13 protein-coding genes are annotated in these 15,474 nt (G+C 62.5%); 5 read left to right on the top strand and 8 right to left on the bottom strand.

The genetic code is table 11. The features are described 5' to 3' along the window. The first annotated feature begins 27 nt into the window (after window positions 1–27). Window positions 28–1,404, top strand: a complete 1,377-nt coding sequence (locus HCN58_RS08865) for a cytochrome P450 (protein WP_171578982.1) — start codon at window positions 28–30, stop codon at window positions 1,402–1,404. A gap of 98 nt (window positions 1,405–1,502) precedes the next feature. On the opposite strand, the gene HCN58_RS08860 is transcribed toward HCN58_RS08865, so the two are convergent. Then, a complete protein-coding gene (locus HCN58_RS08860) occupies window positions 1,503–1,997 on the bottom strand; it encodes a cupin domain-containing protein (protein WP_171578981.1) in 495 nt (164 codons plus the stop codon). Window positions 1,998–2,110: 113 nt separating this feature from the next. Next, on the bottom strand, window positions 2,111–2,953 hold the full coding sequence (locus HCN58_RS08855) for an SDR family NAD(P)-dependent oxidoreductase (RefSeq protein WP_171578980.1): 843 nt from the start codon (window positions 2,951–2,953) through the stop codon (window positions 2,111–2,113). Between the two features lie 190 nt (window positions 2,954–3,143). Between HCN58_RS08855 and HCN58_RS08850 the strand changes: the two genes are divergently transcribed. From HCN58_RS08850 to HCN58_RS08840, 3 genes are all read left to right on the top strand, one after another. After that, window positions 3,144–4,106, top strand: a complete 963-nt coding sequence (locus HCN58_RS08850) for a sensor histidine kinase (RefSeq protein ID WP_171578979.1) — start codon at window positions 3,144–3,146, stop codon at window positions 4,104–4,106. A gap of 428 nt (window positions 4,107–4,534) precedes the next feature. Beyond that, window positions 4,535–6,310, top strand: a complete 1,776-nt coding sequence (locus HCN58_RS08845; RefSeq protein WP_171579525.1) for a putative bifunctional diguanylate cyclase/phosphodiesterase — start codon at window positions 4,535–4,537, stop codon at window positions 6,308–6,310. A gap of 181 nt (window positions 6,311–6,491) precedes the next feature. After that, window positions 6,492–9,599 (top strand): EAL domain-containing protein, encoded by a 3,108-nt coding sequence (locus HCN58_RS08840; RefSeq protein ID WP_171578978.1) that lies wholly within the window; start codon window positions 6,492–6,494, stop codon window positions 9,597–9,599. Here the strand turns inward: HCN58_RS08840 and HCN58_RS08835 are convergent. The 3 genes from HCN58_RS08835 to HCN58_RS35610 form a co-directional block, all read right to left on the bottom strand. Then, entirely contained in the window at window positions 9,515–11,410 is a 1,896-nt protein-coding gene (locus tag HCN58_RS08835) for a patatin-like phospholipase family protein (protein WP_235983502.1), read from the bottom strand. The genes HCN58_RS08840 and HCN58_RS08835 overlap by 85 nt on opposite strands. Window positions 11,411–11,592: 182 nt before the next feature. Continuing rightward, a complete protein-coding gene (locus HCN58_RS35615) occupies window positions 11,593–11,985 on the bottom strand; it encodes an LLM class oxidoreductase (RefSeq protein WP_235983500.1) in 393 nt (130 codons plus the stop codon). Next, window positions 11,970–12,260, bottom strand: a complete 291-nt coding sequence (locus HCN58_RS35610) for an LLM class flavin-dependent oxidoreductase (RefSeq protein ID WP_235983497.1) — start codon at window positions 12,258–12,260, stop codon at window positions 11,970–11,972. The genes HCN58_RS35615 and HCN58_RS35610 overlap by 16 nt, the downstream gene beginning before the upstream one ends. Before the next feature lie 206 nt (window positions 12,261–12,466). On the opposite strand from HCN58_RS35610, the gene HCN58_RS08825 reads away from it, so the two are divergent. After that, window positions 12,467–12,874, top strand: coding sequence for a YccF domain-containing protein (locus HCN58_RS08825; protein WP_171578976.1), 408 nt, complete (start codon window positions 12,467–12,469; stop codon window positions 12,872–12,874). Between the two features lie 18 nt (window positions 12,875–12,892). Here HCN58_RS08825 and HCN58_RS08820 read toward each other — a convergent pair whose 3' ends face one another. The 3 genes from HCN58_RS08820 to HCN58_RS08810 all read right to left on the bottom strand — a co-directional run bounded on the left by HCN58_RS08820 (window position 12,893) and on the right by HCN58_RS08810 (window position 15,424). Beyond that, window positions 12,893–13,369 (bottom strand): universal stress protein, encoded by a 477-nt coding sequence (locus tag HCN58_RS08820; protein WP_171578975.1) that lies wholly within the window; start codon window positions 13,367–13,369, stop codon window positions 12,893–12,895. Window positions 13,370–13,538: 169 nt separating this feature from the next. Next, window positions 13,539–14,849 (bottom strand): TRAP transporter large permease, encoded by a 1,311-nt coding sequence (locus HCN58_RS08815; RefSeq protein ID WP_171579524.1) that lies wholly within the window; start codon window positions 14,847–14,849, stop codon window positions 13,539–13,541. Window positions 14,850–14,875: 26 nt separating this feature from the next. Further along, entirely contained in the window at window positions 14,876–15,424 is a 549-nt protein-coding gene (locus HCN58_RS08810; RefSeq protein WP_171578974.1) for a TRAP transporter small permease, read from the bottom strand. Window positions 15,425–15,474: the final 50 nt, after the last annotated feature.

Below are 15,474 nucleotides of genomic sequence, written 5' to 3'. Positions count from 1 at the left end.
CGAACCGAGGAAACCAGAGCAATTGCCATGTCGATGCAGAATGTGGCTTCCCCCGCCAATATCCCGGTGCCGCCGAACCCCAAGGCGCTACGGCACATTCCCGGTAACGAGGGTTGGCCGTTCATCGGCAACACGCTGGCGGTGCTGGCCGACCCCAAAGGACAGATTGAAAAGTCGGCCGCCAAATACGGTCTGATCTACCGCACTCATCTGTTCGGCGAGACCAGCGTGACGATGCTCGGGCCCGAGGCCAACGAGCTCGTGCTGTTCGACCAGGCGCGCCTGTTCTCCTCCACCCATGGCTGGGGACCGATCCTCGGCCTGTTGTTTCCGCGCGGGCTGATGCTGCTGGATTTTGAAGAGCACCGCCTGCACCGCCGCGCGCTGTCGGTCGCGTTCAAGTCGGGGCCGATGAAGTCCTACCTCGTCGATCTCGACCGCGGCATTGCCGCGCGGATCAAGCAGTGGAAAGCGCAACCGGGCGAGATGCTGGTGTATCCGGCGATGAAGCAGCTCACCCTCGATCTGGCGGCGACGTCGTTCCTCGGCGCCGATATCGGGCCTGAGGTCGACGAGATTACCCGCGCCTTCATCGACATGGTGGCCGCAGCCGTGGCGCCGATCCGGCGGCCGCTGCCGTTCACGCAGATGGGCCGCGGCGTTGCGGGCCGCAAGCGGATCGTTGCCTACTTCGCCGAGCAGATTCCGATCCGCCGCGCGCGTGGCAGCGGCGATGACCTATTCTCGCAGCTGTGCCAGGCGACGCACGAGGACGGCGCGCTGTTGTCGACCCAGGACATCATCGATCACATGAGTTTTCTGATGATGGCGGCGCACGACACGCTGACATCGTCGCTGACCTCTTTTGTCGGCGAGCTTGCCGCCCACCCCGAATGGCAGCAGCAGTTGCGCGAGGAAGTCAAAGGCCTCGATATCGAGGCTAACGATCCCTCCAGCATCGACAATCTCGACAAGATGCGGCTGTCGGAAATGGCGTTCAAGGAAGCGCTGCGGCTGAAGCCGCCGGTGCCGTCGATGCCGCGTCGCGCGGTGCGCGATTTTTCGTTTAAGGGGTACGACATTCCCGCCGGCACGCTGGTCGGCGTCAACCCGCTGTTCACGCACCACATGCCGGAGATCTGGCCCGAGCCGGAGAAATTCGATCCCACGCGCTTCACCGACGAGGCGCAGCGCAACCGCCATCGTTTCGCCTGGGTGCCGTATGGCGGCGGCGCCCATATGTGCCTCGGCCTGCACTTCGCCTATATGCAGGCGAAATGCTTTGCGCGACATTTCCTGCAGAATCTAGAAGTGTCGCTGGAGCCCGGCTACAAGCCAGACTGGCAGATGTGGCCAATCCCGAAACCGCGGGACGGATTGCGGGTGATGGTGAAGGCGGTGTGAGGCTTAGTGCGTAGGTTGACCATCAAGCACTGCGCCCGTGCTAGTGGACACGCTGCGCCTTGCCAACTCTACGATCATTGTCCACCCCACGAATGCCCTTACTTCACCAGCGTTGTGAGTTGCGCGCCCTCGTCGGCGACGAACACCGCGATCAATTCCGCAGGTTCGGTCAGGCTGGCATTGGCCGAGACCAGGTGGGTTGAGCCGGGCGGCTCGAAAAACGACTGTCCGACCCCAAACGTCTCGACCGGGCCGCCGGCCAGTTGCGAGCGGATCTCGCCCTTGGTGACATAGGCGGTGACGGAGCCGGCATGCCGGTGCGCAGGAGTAAAGCCGCCCGGGCCATAGAATACGCGCACGATGGTGACGCGCTTGCCCGGCACGTTCGGCAGCGCGTGCGAGCTGATCGGCTCGACGACATCCTGCATCGAACCGCTCACGCTGTTGGCGCAGAGCGGCTCGATGATCGCGGAGACTGCGTCCATGGTCGATGGCAGCGTCTTGCCGATGACGAAGGCGCAGGCGAGTCCGGCGATGACGGCGAGATAGAACGGGCGGCCTTCCGATGGCGACAGATGAAATGTTGCGGACATTTGCGTCTTTCCCTTGCAATTTCTAGCCGTCGTCGCGAGGAGCGAAGCGACGCAGCAATCCAGTATTCCTTGCGTGGCAAGATGGATTGCTTCGCTTCGCTCGCAATGACGGGTTATCCCGCGCCCTGATCGAACGCCCTCTTCAGCGTGACATAACCCTGCTGTTGCTGGCTCCAGTTGCGGCCGCCGGTCATGGCGCCGTCGACCACCAGATCGTGGCCGTTGATGAAGGAGGATTCGTCGCTGGCCAGAAATACCGCGGCGTGCGCGATATCTTCGGGCAGACCGGCGCGCGGGATCGGCTGCGCTGCCTTGTAGACCTCGCGCATCACGGACGGGGTCTTTTCGGCGGCTTCCACCGACAAGCCCAGCGCCTTGCCGAAAATGCCGGTCGCGATCGCGCCGGGTGAAATCGAATTGACGCGGATGTTGGCTTCGCCGAGTTCCATTGCCACACATTTGGTGAGATGGATGACGGCGGCCTTCGCTGCGCTGTAGACCATTGACGACGAAAAGCCGGCGAGGCGGCCGGCAATGCTGCCGTTGTTGATGATGCTGCCGGAACCTTGCTTGCGCATGTACGGCGCCGCATGCTTCATGCCGAGCATCACGCTGCGCACCAGCGTCGCCATCGCGGCATCAAACCGCTCGACCTCGAGGCCTTCGATGCCGCCGGTCTGCGCCGGGCCGCCGGCATTGTTGAACAGGCAATCGATGCGGCCGAATTTTTGTACCGAAAGTCCGATCAGCGCCTTCATCTGCTCTTCCACCGTGACGTCGGTCTGGCGAAAGACGCAGTTGGCGCCGAGCTTTTTGGCCAGCGCCTCGCCCTCCGGCGCGCGGCGCCCGGCGATCACGATTTTTGCGCCCTCGGCGACGAATAGCTCCGCGGTATGCAATCCGATGCCGCTCGTCGCACCGGTGATCACCGCCACCTTGCCGTCCAGCCGTCCCATGGTGTTATCCCCTGTCGAAATTCGTTGACGCCAATATTCCCGCCCCTCGCGGACAAGGCAAGCGAGCTTGTTCCATCGCGATCAGCCGGCGTTCGGCTGGGCTTGCTGCCCTTCGGCGCCACGGAATCCCCGATTTTCGGTATGATCGGCCATATTTTGGATGCGCTGATCACGTGAAGTGACAATCCCGATGAAGAAATTGATCGACGAGCTCAGACGCGGCTGGCAGGGAATCTCCCAGCCGTCCCTGCTTTCCAGCACGCTGTTCGCGGCCGGCTGCCTCGCCTTGTCGACGATCGCCCGGTGGGGCATCGCCCATATGCGTCCAGACGTATTCTTCACGCCTTATTTTCCCGCCGTGTTCCTGGCCGCCGCCGTCGGCGGCGCCCGGATCGGGATCGCGACGGCAATCGTGGGAGGCGCACTCGGCGTCCTCGTCAATTTCAGCAGTGCCACGGCCGATTCCGCGCGGTTTGCGCTGCTATTGATGTTCTGGGCAGTTTGCGGCTTCGCCATTTGGGGCGTCGAGCATTACCGGAGGATCGTCGCCCAACAACGGGAAGATTCGCAACGCCTGATCCAGGAAGAGGAGTATCGCAAGCTCCTGGTCGAGGAGTTGCAGCACCGGCTCAAAAACAAGACATCGACGATCCACGCTGTGCTGCACCAGGTCCTGCAGGACCAGCCGCAGATCTGGGGCAGCATCGATCGCCGCCTTCGCGCGCTGTCGGCGACCGACGATTTGATCGCGCGGCTCGACGGCAATGGTTGCGACATCAAGGACATGCTGCATTCCGAGCTCGGGCCCTACGGCCATGTCCGGTTCAATTTGAACGGCGATGCGCTGTTTCTGCCGGCCAAACTGGCGGTCAGCCTGGCGCTGATCTTCCACGAGCTGGCCACCAATGCGGGCAAGTACGGCGCGTTTTCTTCGGCCCGCGGGCTACTGCAAGTGTCGTGGTCGGTGTCGGATGATCGCCTCAATCTCACCTGGGACGAGACCGAAGGCCCCGTGATCGAAAATGTCGGCCCGCCGGGCTTCGGCACCAAGCTGTTGCAGTCGGCGCTGCGCGCGTTCGACGGCAAGACCGAGATCCGCTTCCTGAAGACCGGCGTGCATTGCACGATGCAATGCAAGATCCCGGCGAGCTAGGCCGCCGACTAGTCGACTTTCTCTCGCGCCAGCTCGTCATAGCGCTTCCGACGTATGTCAGCCAGCGCTCGCGAAGTCATATTCAGTCGTCGTCACCCGCGAAGGCGGGTGACCCAGTATTCCAGAGACAGCAGTGATCGAATCGAAACGCCGCAGCGTACTGGATCCCCCGCATGAGCGGGAGATGACGATGTTGTGTTGCGTCGCTCCCTCTGCGTCAGAGCGGGCCAACGGGCCGCGCGAATGAGCGCCCGATGACAGGCTCGGCGAAGCATTCCCACTGTCAGCGCACTCTCTCGCTTTGCGTTGACACTCTGTTAATGACGATCGAGCCGATGCGGCTGGAAATCGCCGACTTGTACGGTTGTTACGGTTTTTCGCAGTTCCACTTAACCAATACTATAAGGGCCTTTGCCAAGCTCCACGGCATGCATAGTTCTAATAAACGCGACTTTCACGCGACGGCGACGCAAGTCGGCGATGAAAGCATATTTGAATCCGAATTGAACATTCTGCGCGATGTGTTCAAATTGCTTCCGGCCGGCGTGACGGTTCAGGACGAAGCCGGCGAGTTCGTGCTGATGAACGAAGCCGCCGCGGATCTCCTGCAGACGGCCGCTATGGCACCGGCGGCTTCGCAACTGAACGATCGCCGCGAAACCTGCCTCGAAGTGCTGCGCACCGGCCGCCCGGCCGTGCTCGAAGAAACCATTGCCGGCAGCCCGACCAAACGGGTGTTTCTCACCTCCCACCGGCCGGTCCGGATCGCCGAGCGGAATTTTCTGATCTCGAGTTCCGCCGATATCACCGAACAGAAGGTGTTCGAGGAACATCTGTTCCGTTCCGCCTATTACGACGAATTGACCGGGCTGCCGACGCGCCGTGTGATCGAGCATCGCGTCAACAGTCTGCTCAAGTACGACAACGGACAGGGCCGTTTCGCACTGGCCTTTCTTGACGTCGACAATTTCAAGCACATCAACGATTACTATGGACATCCGGTCGGCGACGCGCTGCTGGCGGAAATCGCCAGGCGGGTGGGACTCGATCTGCGCGAGTCCGACATCCTGTCGCGCATCAGCGGCGACGAGTTCATGCTGCTGCTCAACCCGATCGAGAGCGAGAGCGAGGTCACGGAGTTCATCCGCTTCATCCTGCAGCGGCTGAAGTCGCCGTTCTTCATCGATCAGTCCGAGATCTTCGCCTCGACCTCGATCGGCGTCAGCCTCTATCCCGAGCACGGGTGCAGCTATGAGGAATTGCGTCAAAACGCGGATATCGCAATGTACCGCGTTAAGAACGGCAGCAAGGGCGCCGCGGCGTTCTTCGACGCCGGTATGGAACGCGAAGCCCTGGCGCGGATGAAAGTCGAGCAGGCGCTGCGGGTGGCGATCCTGGAAAAGCGCTTTTGCTGCGCCTTCCAGCCCAAGGTCGATATCCGGACCCAGGACATCATTGGCGTCGAGGCACTGGTGCGCCTGCGCGACGACGAGGGGGTGATTCAGGCCCCCAGCACCTTCATCAATCTCGCCACCGAACTCGGCCTGATCGACGAACTGACCCACCTGGTGCTGGCGGAGATCGTCAAGTCGATCGACCTGATCAACGAGAACTTCGGTCCTGACACAACGATCAGCATGAACGTCGCGGCCAAACAGGCCGGCAATCTCGAATTCATGCGCCTATTCGCCCAGGCGATCGAAGCCACCGGATTTCCAAAGCGCTTCATGATCGAGGTGACGGAAGACGCGTTCATCACCAAGACGCATTTTCAGGACGAGATCCTGCCGATCTTCCGCAAGCTCGGTGTCAAGATCTCGATCGACGATTTCGGCATCGGCTATTCGTCGCTGTCGGCATTGGCCGATATTACCGCCGACGAGATCAAGATCGACCGCTCCTTCATCACCGACATCCATAAGCGTCCGCGCAGCCAGGGCATCTTGCATGCAATCGAATCCTTGAGCGAGGCACTCGGCATGACCGTGATCGCCGAAGGCCTCGAAAACTTCGAGGAACTGGCCTATCTGCAGGCCGCGACCAGGATCCGTTACGCCCAGGGCTACTACTTCTCAAAGCCGATCTTCCTGGAAGACCTCAAGCTGGCGACGCCGCGCGCCAGCGAGGCGCGCGCCAGCTTCGCCAGCCGGCCGGCACAGGAAAACCGCCCCGCCTATTCGCGCAACGGCAGCTATCGCCGCTAGAAGGGCGGATGCTCGTCGCGAACGGGCGCTTCCTCTCCGCCGACACGACAACAGAAGCAGTAGAGTACGCTTCATCTCGCAATCGCGTCCGGTGGGCAACGCGATTAAGCCTTGGGTAACCGGATTTCCTAACGGCTTATGACATCCGCGCATCGTATGCAGTTGCCGGGGAGAAGGGAGAATGCGCGACCTGTTTCACCACCTGCGAGGCATGAAGGCCCGGACCGCGGCCATCGGACGACACCTTGCCGCGACGATCCGGGGCCCGGTGTTGTGGCTGACCCTTTGCGGCGGCATGCTGGTCGCGGCGATTTTCGTCGGCGCCATCATGATGGCCGGCGAATTTCGTGAGCGCGCGCTTGTCAACAGCGAGCGCGAACTGGAGAACACCGTTCTTCTGGTTGCGCGCCATTTCGACCAGCAGTTCGAGGACTCCGATACACTCGCCGACGACGTGATCTCCCGGCTGCAGATTTCCGGCATCGGCTCGGAGAAGGAATTCCGGCAAAGCGTCGCGAGCTCCGAAGCGCACGAGATCCTGCGATCCAAGGCGGGCGTTCTGTCCTATCTCGGCGACATCTCGATCTTCGATTCCAATGGAGACCTGATCAACTGGTCGCGGCCGCTTCCCGCACCCAAGCTCAACATCTCCGAGCGGGCCTATTTCAAGAGCTTCAAATTCGATTCACGATCGCCGTCCATCCTGGCCGAGTCGGTTCGCAGCTATCTCACCGGCAGTCTAAATTCCGTGATCGCCCATCGATTGCGCGGTGAAGACGGCATGTTTCTCGGCGTGATGACGCGCCGCATCAATCCTGCCAACTATGAAAAATTCTTCGCTTCCGTCGCGCTCGGCAACGGCGCCGCCATTTCGATGTTTGATGCCGACAGCACCCTGCTGGCGCGCTATCCGCGCGTCGACGAATTGATCGGGAACAATTTTTCGTCGGCGCCGCTGCTGCAGCGCGTGCGGGAAAGCAGCAGCCCACAGATGCTGCGCGTGCAAAGTCCGATCGACCAGACGGCTAGACTGGGAGCTGCGGCGCCGCTCGGGCATCACGCGGGCGTGGTGGTCGCGACCAACACGGTCACCGCAGCGCTCGCCGACTGGCAAGAGCAAACCAGGTTCTTGATCATCGCGGCAACGCTGTCGGCTGCGGTGGTCGCGCTGATCCTGTTCCTGATCATCCGGCAGATCACCCGGCAGAGCCGCGAAGCGCAGCAGCGGCTGGAAACGGAACGAGGCCGGCTCGATACCGCCCTGAACAACATGATCCAGGGTCTGGCGACGTTCGACGCCTCGGCTCGCCTCGTCACCTTCAACCAGCGCTATCTCGACATGCACAATTTGTCGGCCGACGTGGTCAAGCCCGGCTGTCATTTCCGCGACCTGATGCAGCATCGCAAGGATCGCGGCTCGTTCGATGGCGACATCGATGAGTTCTGTGATTCGGTAATGCAGAACATCGGGCGCGGCCAGGCGGGCCACAGCGTCATCCAATGCGCCGACGGGCGCACATTCCTGACGGTGAGAAAGCCCTTAGCGGATGGCGGCTGGGTCGCTACCATGGAAGACATCACCGAGCGGCGCAATCTCGAGCAGGAGCGCGACCGCAACTACGCCTTCCTGAGTCAGATCATCGATCACATCCCCTCCCAGATCACCGTCAAGGACGTGCACGACCGGCGCTATCTCCTGGTCAACCGCGTGGCGGAAGCCCAGTTCGGCATTTCGCGCGACCTCATCATCGGCAAAACGGCCTCCGACATCTTTCCGCAAGCCGCCGCCGAGATCATCGCGGCCGATGAAGAGAAAACGCTGCAATCTCCCGATGGCCTGTTCAAGGACGAGCATGTCTGGGAAACCCAGGGAATGGGCCCGCGCTACATCACCTCCATGCGGCTTGGAATCCGCAACTCAGCCGGCCAGGCGCATTACATCATCAACGTCGTCGACGACGTGACCGAGCGCCGGCGTGCCAATGACAAGATCGCGCATCTGGCGCATTACGACGCGCTGACCGATCTTCCGAACCGGGTGCTGTTCCGCGAGCAGATCGAGCGCGAGCTTCGGAAGGCAGCTAGCGGCGAGCGATTCGCACTGCTCTATATCGACATCGACGAATTCAAGGGCATCAACGACTCGCTCGGACACGATGTCGGCGACGAGCTTCTGAAAGCGGTCGCAGCCTGCCTCAAGGATTGCATCAAGCCGGGCGATCTGATCGCCCGTCTCGGCGGCGATGAATTCGCTGTGATCCAGACCGCGATCGGTAGCCGCACTGAGGTCGAGGAGTTCGTGGCCCGTATGTACGAGGCGATACGGCAGCCCTATCAGTGCCTCGGCCATCATCTCTCGACCGACGCCAGCATCGGCATCGCGCTCGCCCCGGAGGACGGCACCGAACTCGACCAGTTGATCAAGCACGCCGACCTCGCGATGTACGCCGCCAAGGCCGAGGGACGCCGCACCCATCGCTTCTTCGAGCCAGCGATGGATGCCCGCGCCCAGGCGCGGCTCGCCATGGAGCAGGATCTACGCCAGGCTTTGGCCGACGGCGACTTCGAAATTCATTACCAACCGCTGCTCGATCTCGCGAGCGGCGAGGTGACGGGCTGCGAGGCGCTGTTACGCTGGCGGCATGCGGAACGCGGCATGGTCTCTCCGGCCGAATTCATCCCGATCGCCGAGGACACCGGCCTGATCAACGAACTCGGCGACTGGGTCATGCAGACCGCCTGCACCGAGGCGGCCGGCTGGCCGTCCCGCGTGAGGCTCGCCGTCAACGTTTCTCCGATCCAATTGAAGTCGCCGACGCTGGCGCTGCGGATCACGGGCGCGCTGGCCGCCTCCGGCCTGCCGCCCGACCGGCTTGAGATCGAGATCACCGAGGCGGTGCTGATCCATGACGATGAAACGGCGCTTGCGATCCTGCATCAGCTTCGCGCCATTGGCGTGCGCATCGCGCTCGACGATTTCGGCACCGGCTTTTCCTCGTTGAGCTATCTGAAGCGATTCCCGTTCGACAAGATCAAAATCGACCGCTGCTTCGTTAGCGACATCGAGATCGACGGTTCGGCTGCGATCGTGCGGGCCGTGGTGAATATTGCAGCCGCCCGCAACATGACCACAACGGCGGAAGGGGTTGAGACCGAGCAGCAGCGCGAGATGCTGCGCCAGCTCGGCTGCACCCAGATGCAGGGCTACCTGTTCAGCGCGCCGAAGCCGGCGGCCGAGGCAAGGCGATTGCTGGGCGGGCGATTGGATGCCGCGACGGCCGTCGCCTGACGCCGTTCGAGCGCGCCGGCGTCGAGAATGGCCGCGATCGCCGAACTACCGCCCGCCTCCAGCGCCGCGATAGCTTCCTTGGCCCAGAGGTACGAAGCTTCGAAGATTTCGGCGTGGCGATCGAAATCGGTCACGTCGATCCCGAGCGGAGATGGCGGCCGCATCACCGTATCGAACGGCCCCACCGGCAAGGTATCATAGCGCTGATGCGCCACGAGGCTGCGCCACAGCACGTTCACCGCGCTCGGCGCCGCGGGCAATAGCTTCTTGCGGAACGGCGTCAGCATGGCGGCGATCAATTCCAGCCGTCCCGGCAGCGATGCGTAATCGACATCGAATATCTCCGCCGCGGGCTCGCCGAAATGCACGACCAGATTGGGGCCGCTCTTGAGCTGGTGCATTGAGGTCAGCGGGACGTTGTCGATGAGGCATCCGTCGACCAGCATCGCGCCTTCCTTCGTGTAGAACGGCGGCAACAGCCCGGGAATCGCGCTCGAGGCGCGGACCGCCTGCCAGAGCGGCCCCGTGCGGATCAGCTCGAGATTGTGCGTCGAAAGGTTGGTGGCGACGGCCGCAAAAGGCCGCCAGCAATCCTCGATCCGGCAGTCGGGCCCGTATTGCTGCGCGAGCGCCCGATCGAACGCCTTGTGATCCAGCAGGGCGTAGCGCGGCCAGGTCGGCCGCCGGAAGCTTCGGCTCCTGACAAAGATTTCGTGCGTGCCGCGCTCGAGATCCTCGGCTTCGAGATTTTTGGCAAAGCCGGCCACCATGGCGGAGCCGACGCTGGTGCCTACGAAGATGTCGAACATCACGCCGTGCTCGCGAAACGCCTTGTAGATCCCGACATGCGCGGTCCCAAAACTGCCGCCGCCGGCGGCGACGAAGCCAATTGCGCGTCCGCACAGAAAGCGGATCAGGCTGTCGATATCGACCTGGTCTTCGAGCGCGACATGGTGATGCATGAAGGCCGGCAGCCGGGCGAGCCAGGCGGCGGTGCCGGAGACCTCGCCACTTCGCCGGTCATGAATGCGAACGAGACGTCTGGCCGAGATCGAATGAACCTCGCAGGCGAAGGCCTCGATTTCCGTCAATGTCGCTGCAGGCGCATCCCCGCGGCACGCGAACACGACCATATCGGCCTGTCGGATGGCCTTGCGCGCCCAGGGCGACGCCTCACGGCCGCCGAGATAGACCACCAGCGGCGCGGTGTGTTCGAGCTTGTTGAGCCATTCGGTGACTTCATGCGCATCGAGCGCGCGCCCTGGAAACATCGCCTGCAGCCGGGCGGCATCGACGATCTCGGCCTCGATCGCGGCGAGCCCCTCACGCATCCGGCGATCGAAAGCGCCCGGCAACGGCTCCAATCCGCCGTCGATCAGCGCCACCGTTCGTGCCTTCGGCGAGGTTCGGAACGGCGCGATGCGCGCCGTCTCCTTGGCGAACCGCCGCGCCAGCGCAGCCAGCAGCGCCTCGACGATGGCGGGAGCTTCCTCGACGAGCTTATGGTAGGCCGGGCGCGTCAATGCCAGCACGCTGGTGTCGCGGATGGCGATCACATCGGCCGTGCGCGGGACATTGGCGAAGAAGCCGATCTCGCCCACCAGCTCGCCGGCCCGAAGCTCGGCGATCGGCTCGAGATAGCCGGTCTTGCGCACTGCCAGCGCGCCGTGCAGCACCAGGAAGAGCGAGTCTGACGGCCCGCCTTGGGCGACCAGCATCTGCCCGCGCACCAGATCCTGGCGGACCATGGCGTTGAGGGCCTTCAGCCGCTGTTCGGAACTGAGCGTTCGAAACAGCGCGAAGTCCTCCAAGGCGGAGCTCCACGCCAATACCGAGCTCGATCCACTCATTTGGCGGTACCCAGTTGAATTCGGCCCGACTTTAGCGCCGGGCACCCATCACCGCGAGCGATATAAAGGCGAGCGCAGCAATACCCCGGCGTCCAATGGCCATTCGGCTGCACTGCAGCATACGGCCGTATCCGCCGTCCGCTCTACGCCGCCCAGCGGCCGCGATTGTTCTCGGCAAGAATGGGACGGATCAGCCGGCCAAAACACTCGGCCTCCTCGTCATGCAGATAGCCGGACAGGCAGAACGAGTGGCAGCCGGCGTCGATGAATTGCTGCAAGGTCTCGGCGCATTGGACAGGATTGCCGACGACGGCAATGCCGGCGCCGGGGCGAACTTTTGTGATGCCGGTCCACAGATGCGGCAGCAGGAGATTGCCCTGCTCACGGGCAAGCTGCTGCACGCGCTGGTTCGCCTCCGACCGGTTGTAGAGCGTCTTCATTTCCTGCTTCTGCCGCTCGGTCGCGTGCCGCACCAATTGGTCCGCCGGCTCCCAGGCGTCCGCCTCGTTCTCGCGGCAGATCACTTGAAGGCGCATGCCGAAGCCGATGTCGTTTTCGCGGCCATGCGCGCGCCCGACATATGGTCGAAGGTCGAGATCATCTTTGCCAGCAGCACCGGGTTGATGTAGCCGGGACGCGCCGCAATCAGCGGCTTGATCGAGGACGAACGCGCCGCCATGAATGCGCCGGTGATCCAGGCTTCCCAGCACGCCGAACCGACCGGGATCAGGAGATATTCGAAGCCGGCCTTCTCCGCCGCCTGCACCACCCGGTCGCACAGTTCGGGCGAGCCGGGAATCTGTGCGTCCATCAGGCCACAGGCCGTGGTGTCGCTATGCGTTGGCAGATACCAGCCGAATTCGAGCGGACACGTGAACGTTTCTCCTTGACGTGTTCGTTGGCGCGCTTGTTGCTTGATCGTCGTGGGAATCGGTCTAGCGTCTACAGGGCCTGGGGCAATTGGGTTCGACCGCAGCGCGGTTTCGCCAGCATTGCGTCAACATAGGAATAGCAGCCATGTCGCCGGTCTCACTGCTCCTCAATGTGATCTGGGTCGTTCTCGGCGGAGCGTGGATGGCGTTTGGCTGGCTGGTAGCGTCCATCGTCATGGCGATCACGATCATCGGGATTCCCTGGGCGCGCGCCGCGTTCAATATCGCGGCCTACACCTTGTTCCCGTTCGGCTTCAGGGCCGTATCGCGCGACTTCTATACCGGGCAGGAAGATATCGGCACCGGCCCGCTCGGGGTGATCGGCAACATCATCTGGCTGGTGCTGGCGGGGTGGTGGCTGGCGCTCGGGCATGTCGTCACGGCGGTCGTGCTGGCCGTGACCATTATCGGCATTCCGTTCGCCTGGGCGCACTTGAAGCTTGCCGGAATCGCGCTATGGCCGATCGGCAAGATTATCGTTCCCACGAACTAGGTTCGAGTCGGCGTCAAGCTATCCCAAGGTTGCCGTTTCCGCCGGTTTCAGCCGCTCGAATTCGGCGTCGCTGATCTCGGTCTGGGCCACCAGCACGCTGCAGCGCAGGCGCTTGACCAGATAGCTGCCGATCGAGCCGAACCATCGCGCCAGCGCCCCCTGCGGGCGATGCCCGACGACGACGAGATGCGCGCCGATTTCCTCGGCGACCTCGGCAATTTTCTGCCCGGCATCGCCGACCTCGAGCCGCGCCGTCGGCGAAAATCCCAGCGCCTTCAGCCGCTCGGTGCCTTCGTTCAGGATGGCCTTGTAATCCTCGGTCTGCAGTTCGATCGGGATCGTAAGCCCGGCTTCGGGCGTCATGATCGAGGAGACCTCGACGACGGCGAGCAAGAACACCTCGGAACGGCAGAGTTGTGCGAGCTTTGCGCCCTCCCGCAACGCGCGCCGCCCCTCGACCGAACCGTCATAGGCGAGAAGAACCTTCTTATACATCGGACGTCCCCATCCATGGTCTAGAAGATCAACATGTCAAGACTAGCACCAATTGGCAGGAACGGATCAGATTTTTGACTGGGAGGCGCGACCCGTTTCCCGGCCTGATGGGGGGTCGCTCCGGCAGGCCTGCCCGCTGGATGACCATTGTTGCGGCAGATCGGACGCCTCACGGGCAGATATAGCCGGCACCGCTCGGATTCTTGAAGCAGCCCACCGATTCCGGCAGCAGGTGTTTCGGCAGCCACAGCACGATTTCGGGGAAGAAGATGCAGAATGCGATCGCGGCGAAGAAGACAATGTAGATGGGGAACGACGCCAGCATCGCTCGGCCGAAGCGCACCCCGACAAATTTCGATGCCATCAGCAGCGCAAGTCCGTAAGGCGGCGTAATTAAACCGAATGCCAGCGTGACGATGATGACGACGCCCATATGGACCGGATTGATGTCGGCGTTCTTGGTAAGATCGTCGATGATGGGCATGAAAATGATGATCGCGGGAATCGCATCGATGAAATCGCCGACCACGACGAACAGCGCGACCAGCAAGAGCATGATCAGGAAGGGATCGCCGCCGGCCGCCGACGATATCCAGCCCGACACCACCGCAGGGCCCCGCAGATAGGCCAGCATCCAGCCGAACACCGATGCGGCGCCGATGGTGATGAGCGGGATGGAATAAAGCAGTCCGGTCAGCGCCATGTCGCGCGGCAAGTGCCGGTAATGCTGGCGATTGAGCAACGGGATCGCCACGAACACGATATAGGCCACGGCAATGATGCCCGCCTCGGTCGGCGTGAATTGGCCGGTGAGGATGCCGCCCATGATGATGAACGGAATCATCAGCGGCACGGCCGCCTGCTTCGTGGCAGTCGCGAACATGCCAAACGTCGCGCGCTTGCGCTTGACGCCGACGGGCCCGAAGAAGTGACTGTAGATCATCAATCCGATGCCGACGAACACGCCGGGCGCAACGCCACCGAGGAACAAGCCGCCGATGGAGACATTGCCGGTCGCGCCATACACCACGGCCATGATGCTGGGCGGGATGAGATTGGCCATCGTCGAGGCGGAGGCGATCAGCGCCGCCGTGAAGGCGAGATTGTAACCTTCCCGCTTCATTTCCGGCGCAAGCGTTCGCGACAGGATGGCGACGTCGGCGGCGGATGAGCCGGAGATGCCCGCGAAGAACATGCTGAAGATCGTCACCACCTGCGCCAGCCCGCCGCGCAAATGTCCGACCAGTGTTTGCGACAGCGTAATCATGCGGACGGTGACGTTTGCCGACGTCATGAGGTCGCCGACCAGCAGGAAGAATGGCACCGCGAGCAGCGCTTCGGTGTCCATTCCGTTGAAGAGCTGCGCCATCATCGAGGCGAGGCTGACCGGCGTGAACGCTGTCACCACGAGCACGGACGCGATCAGGGCAAAGGCCACCGGCACGCCCATGTAGCCGAGAAACAGAAAGAGAAATCCCATCAGGAAGATGAGCCCGCCATTGGTCGTCACAGCGCTTTCCTCTTCTCGTCCGCATCCGACAGGCCGCCGAAGCCGTTTTTCCAGCCGTTGACGATCTGCTCGATGGTGAAAAGAGAGATCAGCACACCGCACAGCGGAATGGCCGCGTACAGGCTCGCCAACGGCGTCATCGACGGCATGCGCAGGCTTTTGAAGCCATCCAGAAAATTCAAATACCCGAAATAAATCATGCAGAGGGCGACGCCGAGCACCACCAGCCGGTTGAATGTCTCGAAGAACAGCCGCGTGTTGCCGGTGAGCGATTCCGCCAGCACGGCAAGATAAAGATGATCGTTGCGCCGCGTCGCCGCGCCCACGCCGATGAAGATGCCATAGATAAAAAACGTCATCGTCGCTTCCTGGAGCCAGAGCCAGGGATGACCGATGGTGCGGGTAACGATGTCGCACATCACCAGGACGGAGAACCCGGTGATGGCGACGCCGCAGAGAATCATCAGAACCTGTTCGAGCCAGTCGAGCGCGCGCCATTTCAGGTGACGCTGCTCCTCCAGGACGAGGCTATTGAATCCGGGCATGTCGATTCTCTGATCCGCAAAGGACTGGCGCTGCGGGCAGCCGCCCGGCT

Origin of the sequence: Bradyrhizobium australiense (assembly GCF_013114825.1) — a bacterium.
Taxonomy (GTDB): domain Bacteria; phylum Pseudomonadota; class Alphaproteobacteria; order Rhizobiales; family Xanthobacteraceae; genus Bradyrhizobium; species Bradyrhizobium australiense.
The sequence above is the reverse complement of the archived record's forward strand: the minus strand, read 5'-3'. Positions and strand labels throughout refer to the sequence as shown.

Bases quoted from the DNA above. Each gene is read 5' to 3' on its own strand.
- HCN58_RS08825 (WP_171578976.1), top strand. From the start codon at position 12,467: ATGTCGCCGGTCTCACTGCTCCTCAATGTGATCTGGGTCGTTCTCGGC.
- HCN58_RS08820 (WP_171578975.1), bottom strand. From the start codon at position 13,369: ATGTATAAGAAGGTTCTTCTCGCCTATGACGGTTCGGTCGAGGGGCGG.
- HCN58_RS08810 (WP_171578974.1), bottom strand. From the start codon at position 15,424: ATGCCCGGATTCAATAGCCTCGTCCTGGAGGAGCAGCGTCACCTGAAA.
- HCN58_RS08840 (WP_171578978.1), top strand. From the start codon at position 6,492: ATGCGCGACCTGTTTCACCACCTGCGAGGCATGAAGGCCCGGACCGCG.
- HCN58_RS08850 (WP_171578979.1), top strand. From the start codon at position 3,144: ATGAAGAAATTGATCGACGAGCTCAGACGCGGCTGGCAGGGAATCTCC.
- HCN58_RS08860 (WP_171578981.1), bottom strand. From the start codon at position 1,997: ATGTCCGCAACATTTCATCTGTCGCCATCGGAAGGCCGCCCGTTCTAT.
- HCN58_RS08865 (WP_171578982.1), top strand. From the start codon at position 28: ATGTCGATGCAGAATGTGGCTTCCCCCGCCAATATCCCGGTGCCGCCG.
- HCN58_RS35615 (WP_235983500.1), bottom strand. From the start codon at position 11,985: ATGCGCCTTCAAGTGATCTGCCGCGAGAACGAGGCGGACGCCTGGGAG.
- HCN58_RS08845 (WP_171579525.1), top strand. From the start codon at position 4,535: ATGCATAGTTCTAATAAACGCGACTTTCACGCGACGGCGACGCAAGTC.
- HCN58_RS08815 (WP_171579524.1), bottom strand. From the start codon at position 14,849: ATGGGATTTCTCTTTCTGTTTCTCGGCTACATGGGCGTGCCGGTGGCC.
- HCN58_RS08855 (WP_171578980.1), bottom strand. From the start codon at position 2,953: ATGGGACGGCTGGACGGCAAGGTGGCGGTGATCACCGGTGCGACGAGC.
- HCN58_RS35610 (WP_235983497.1), bottom strand. From the start codon at position 12,260: ATGGACGCACAGATTCCCGGCTCGCCCGAACTGTGCGACCGGGTGGTG.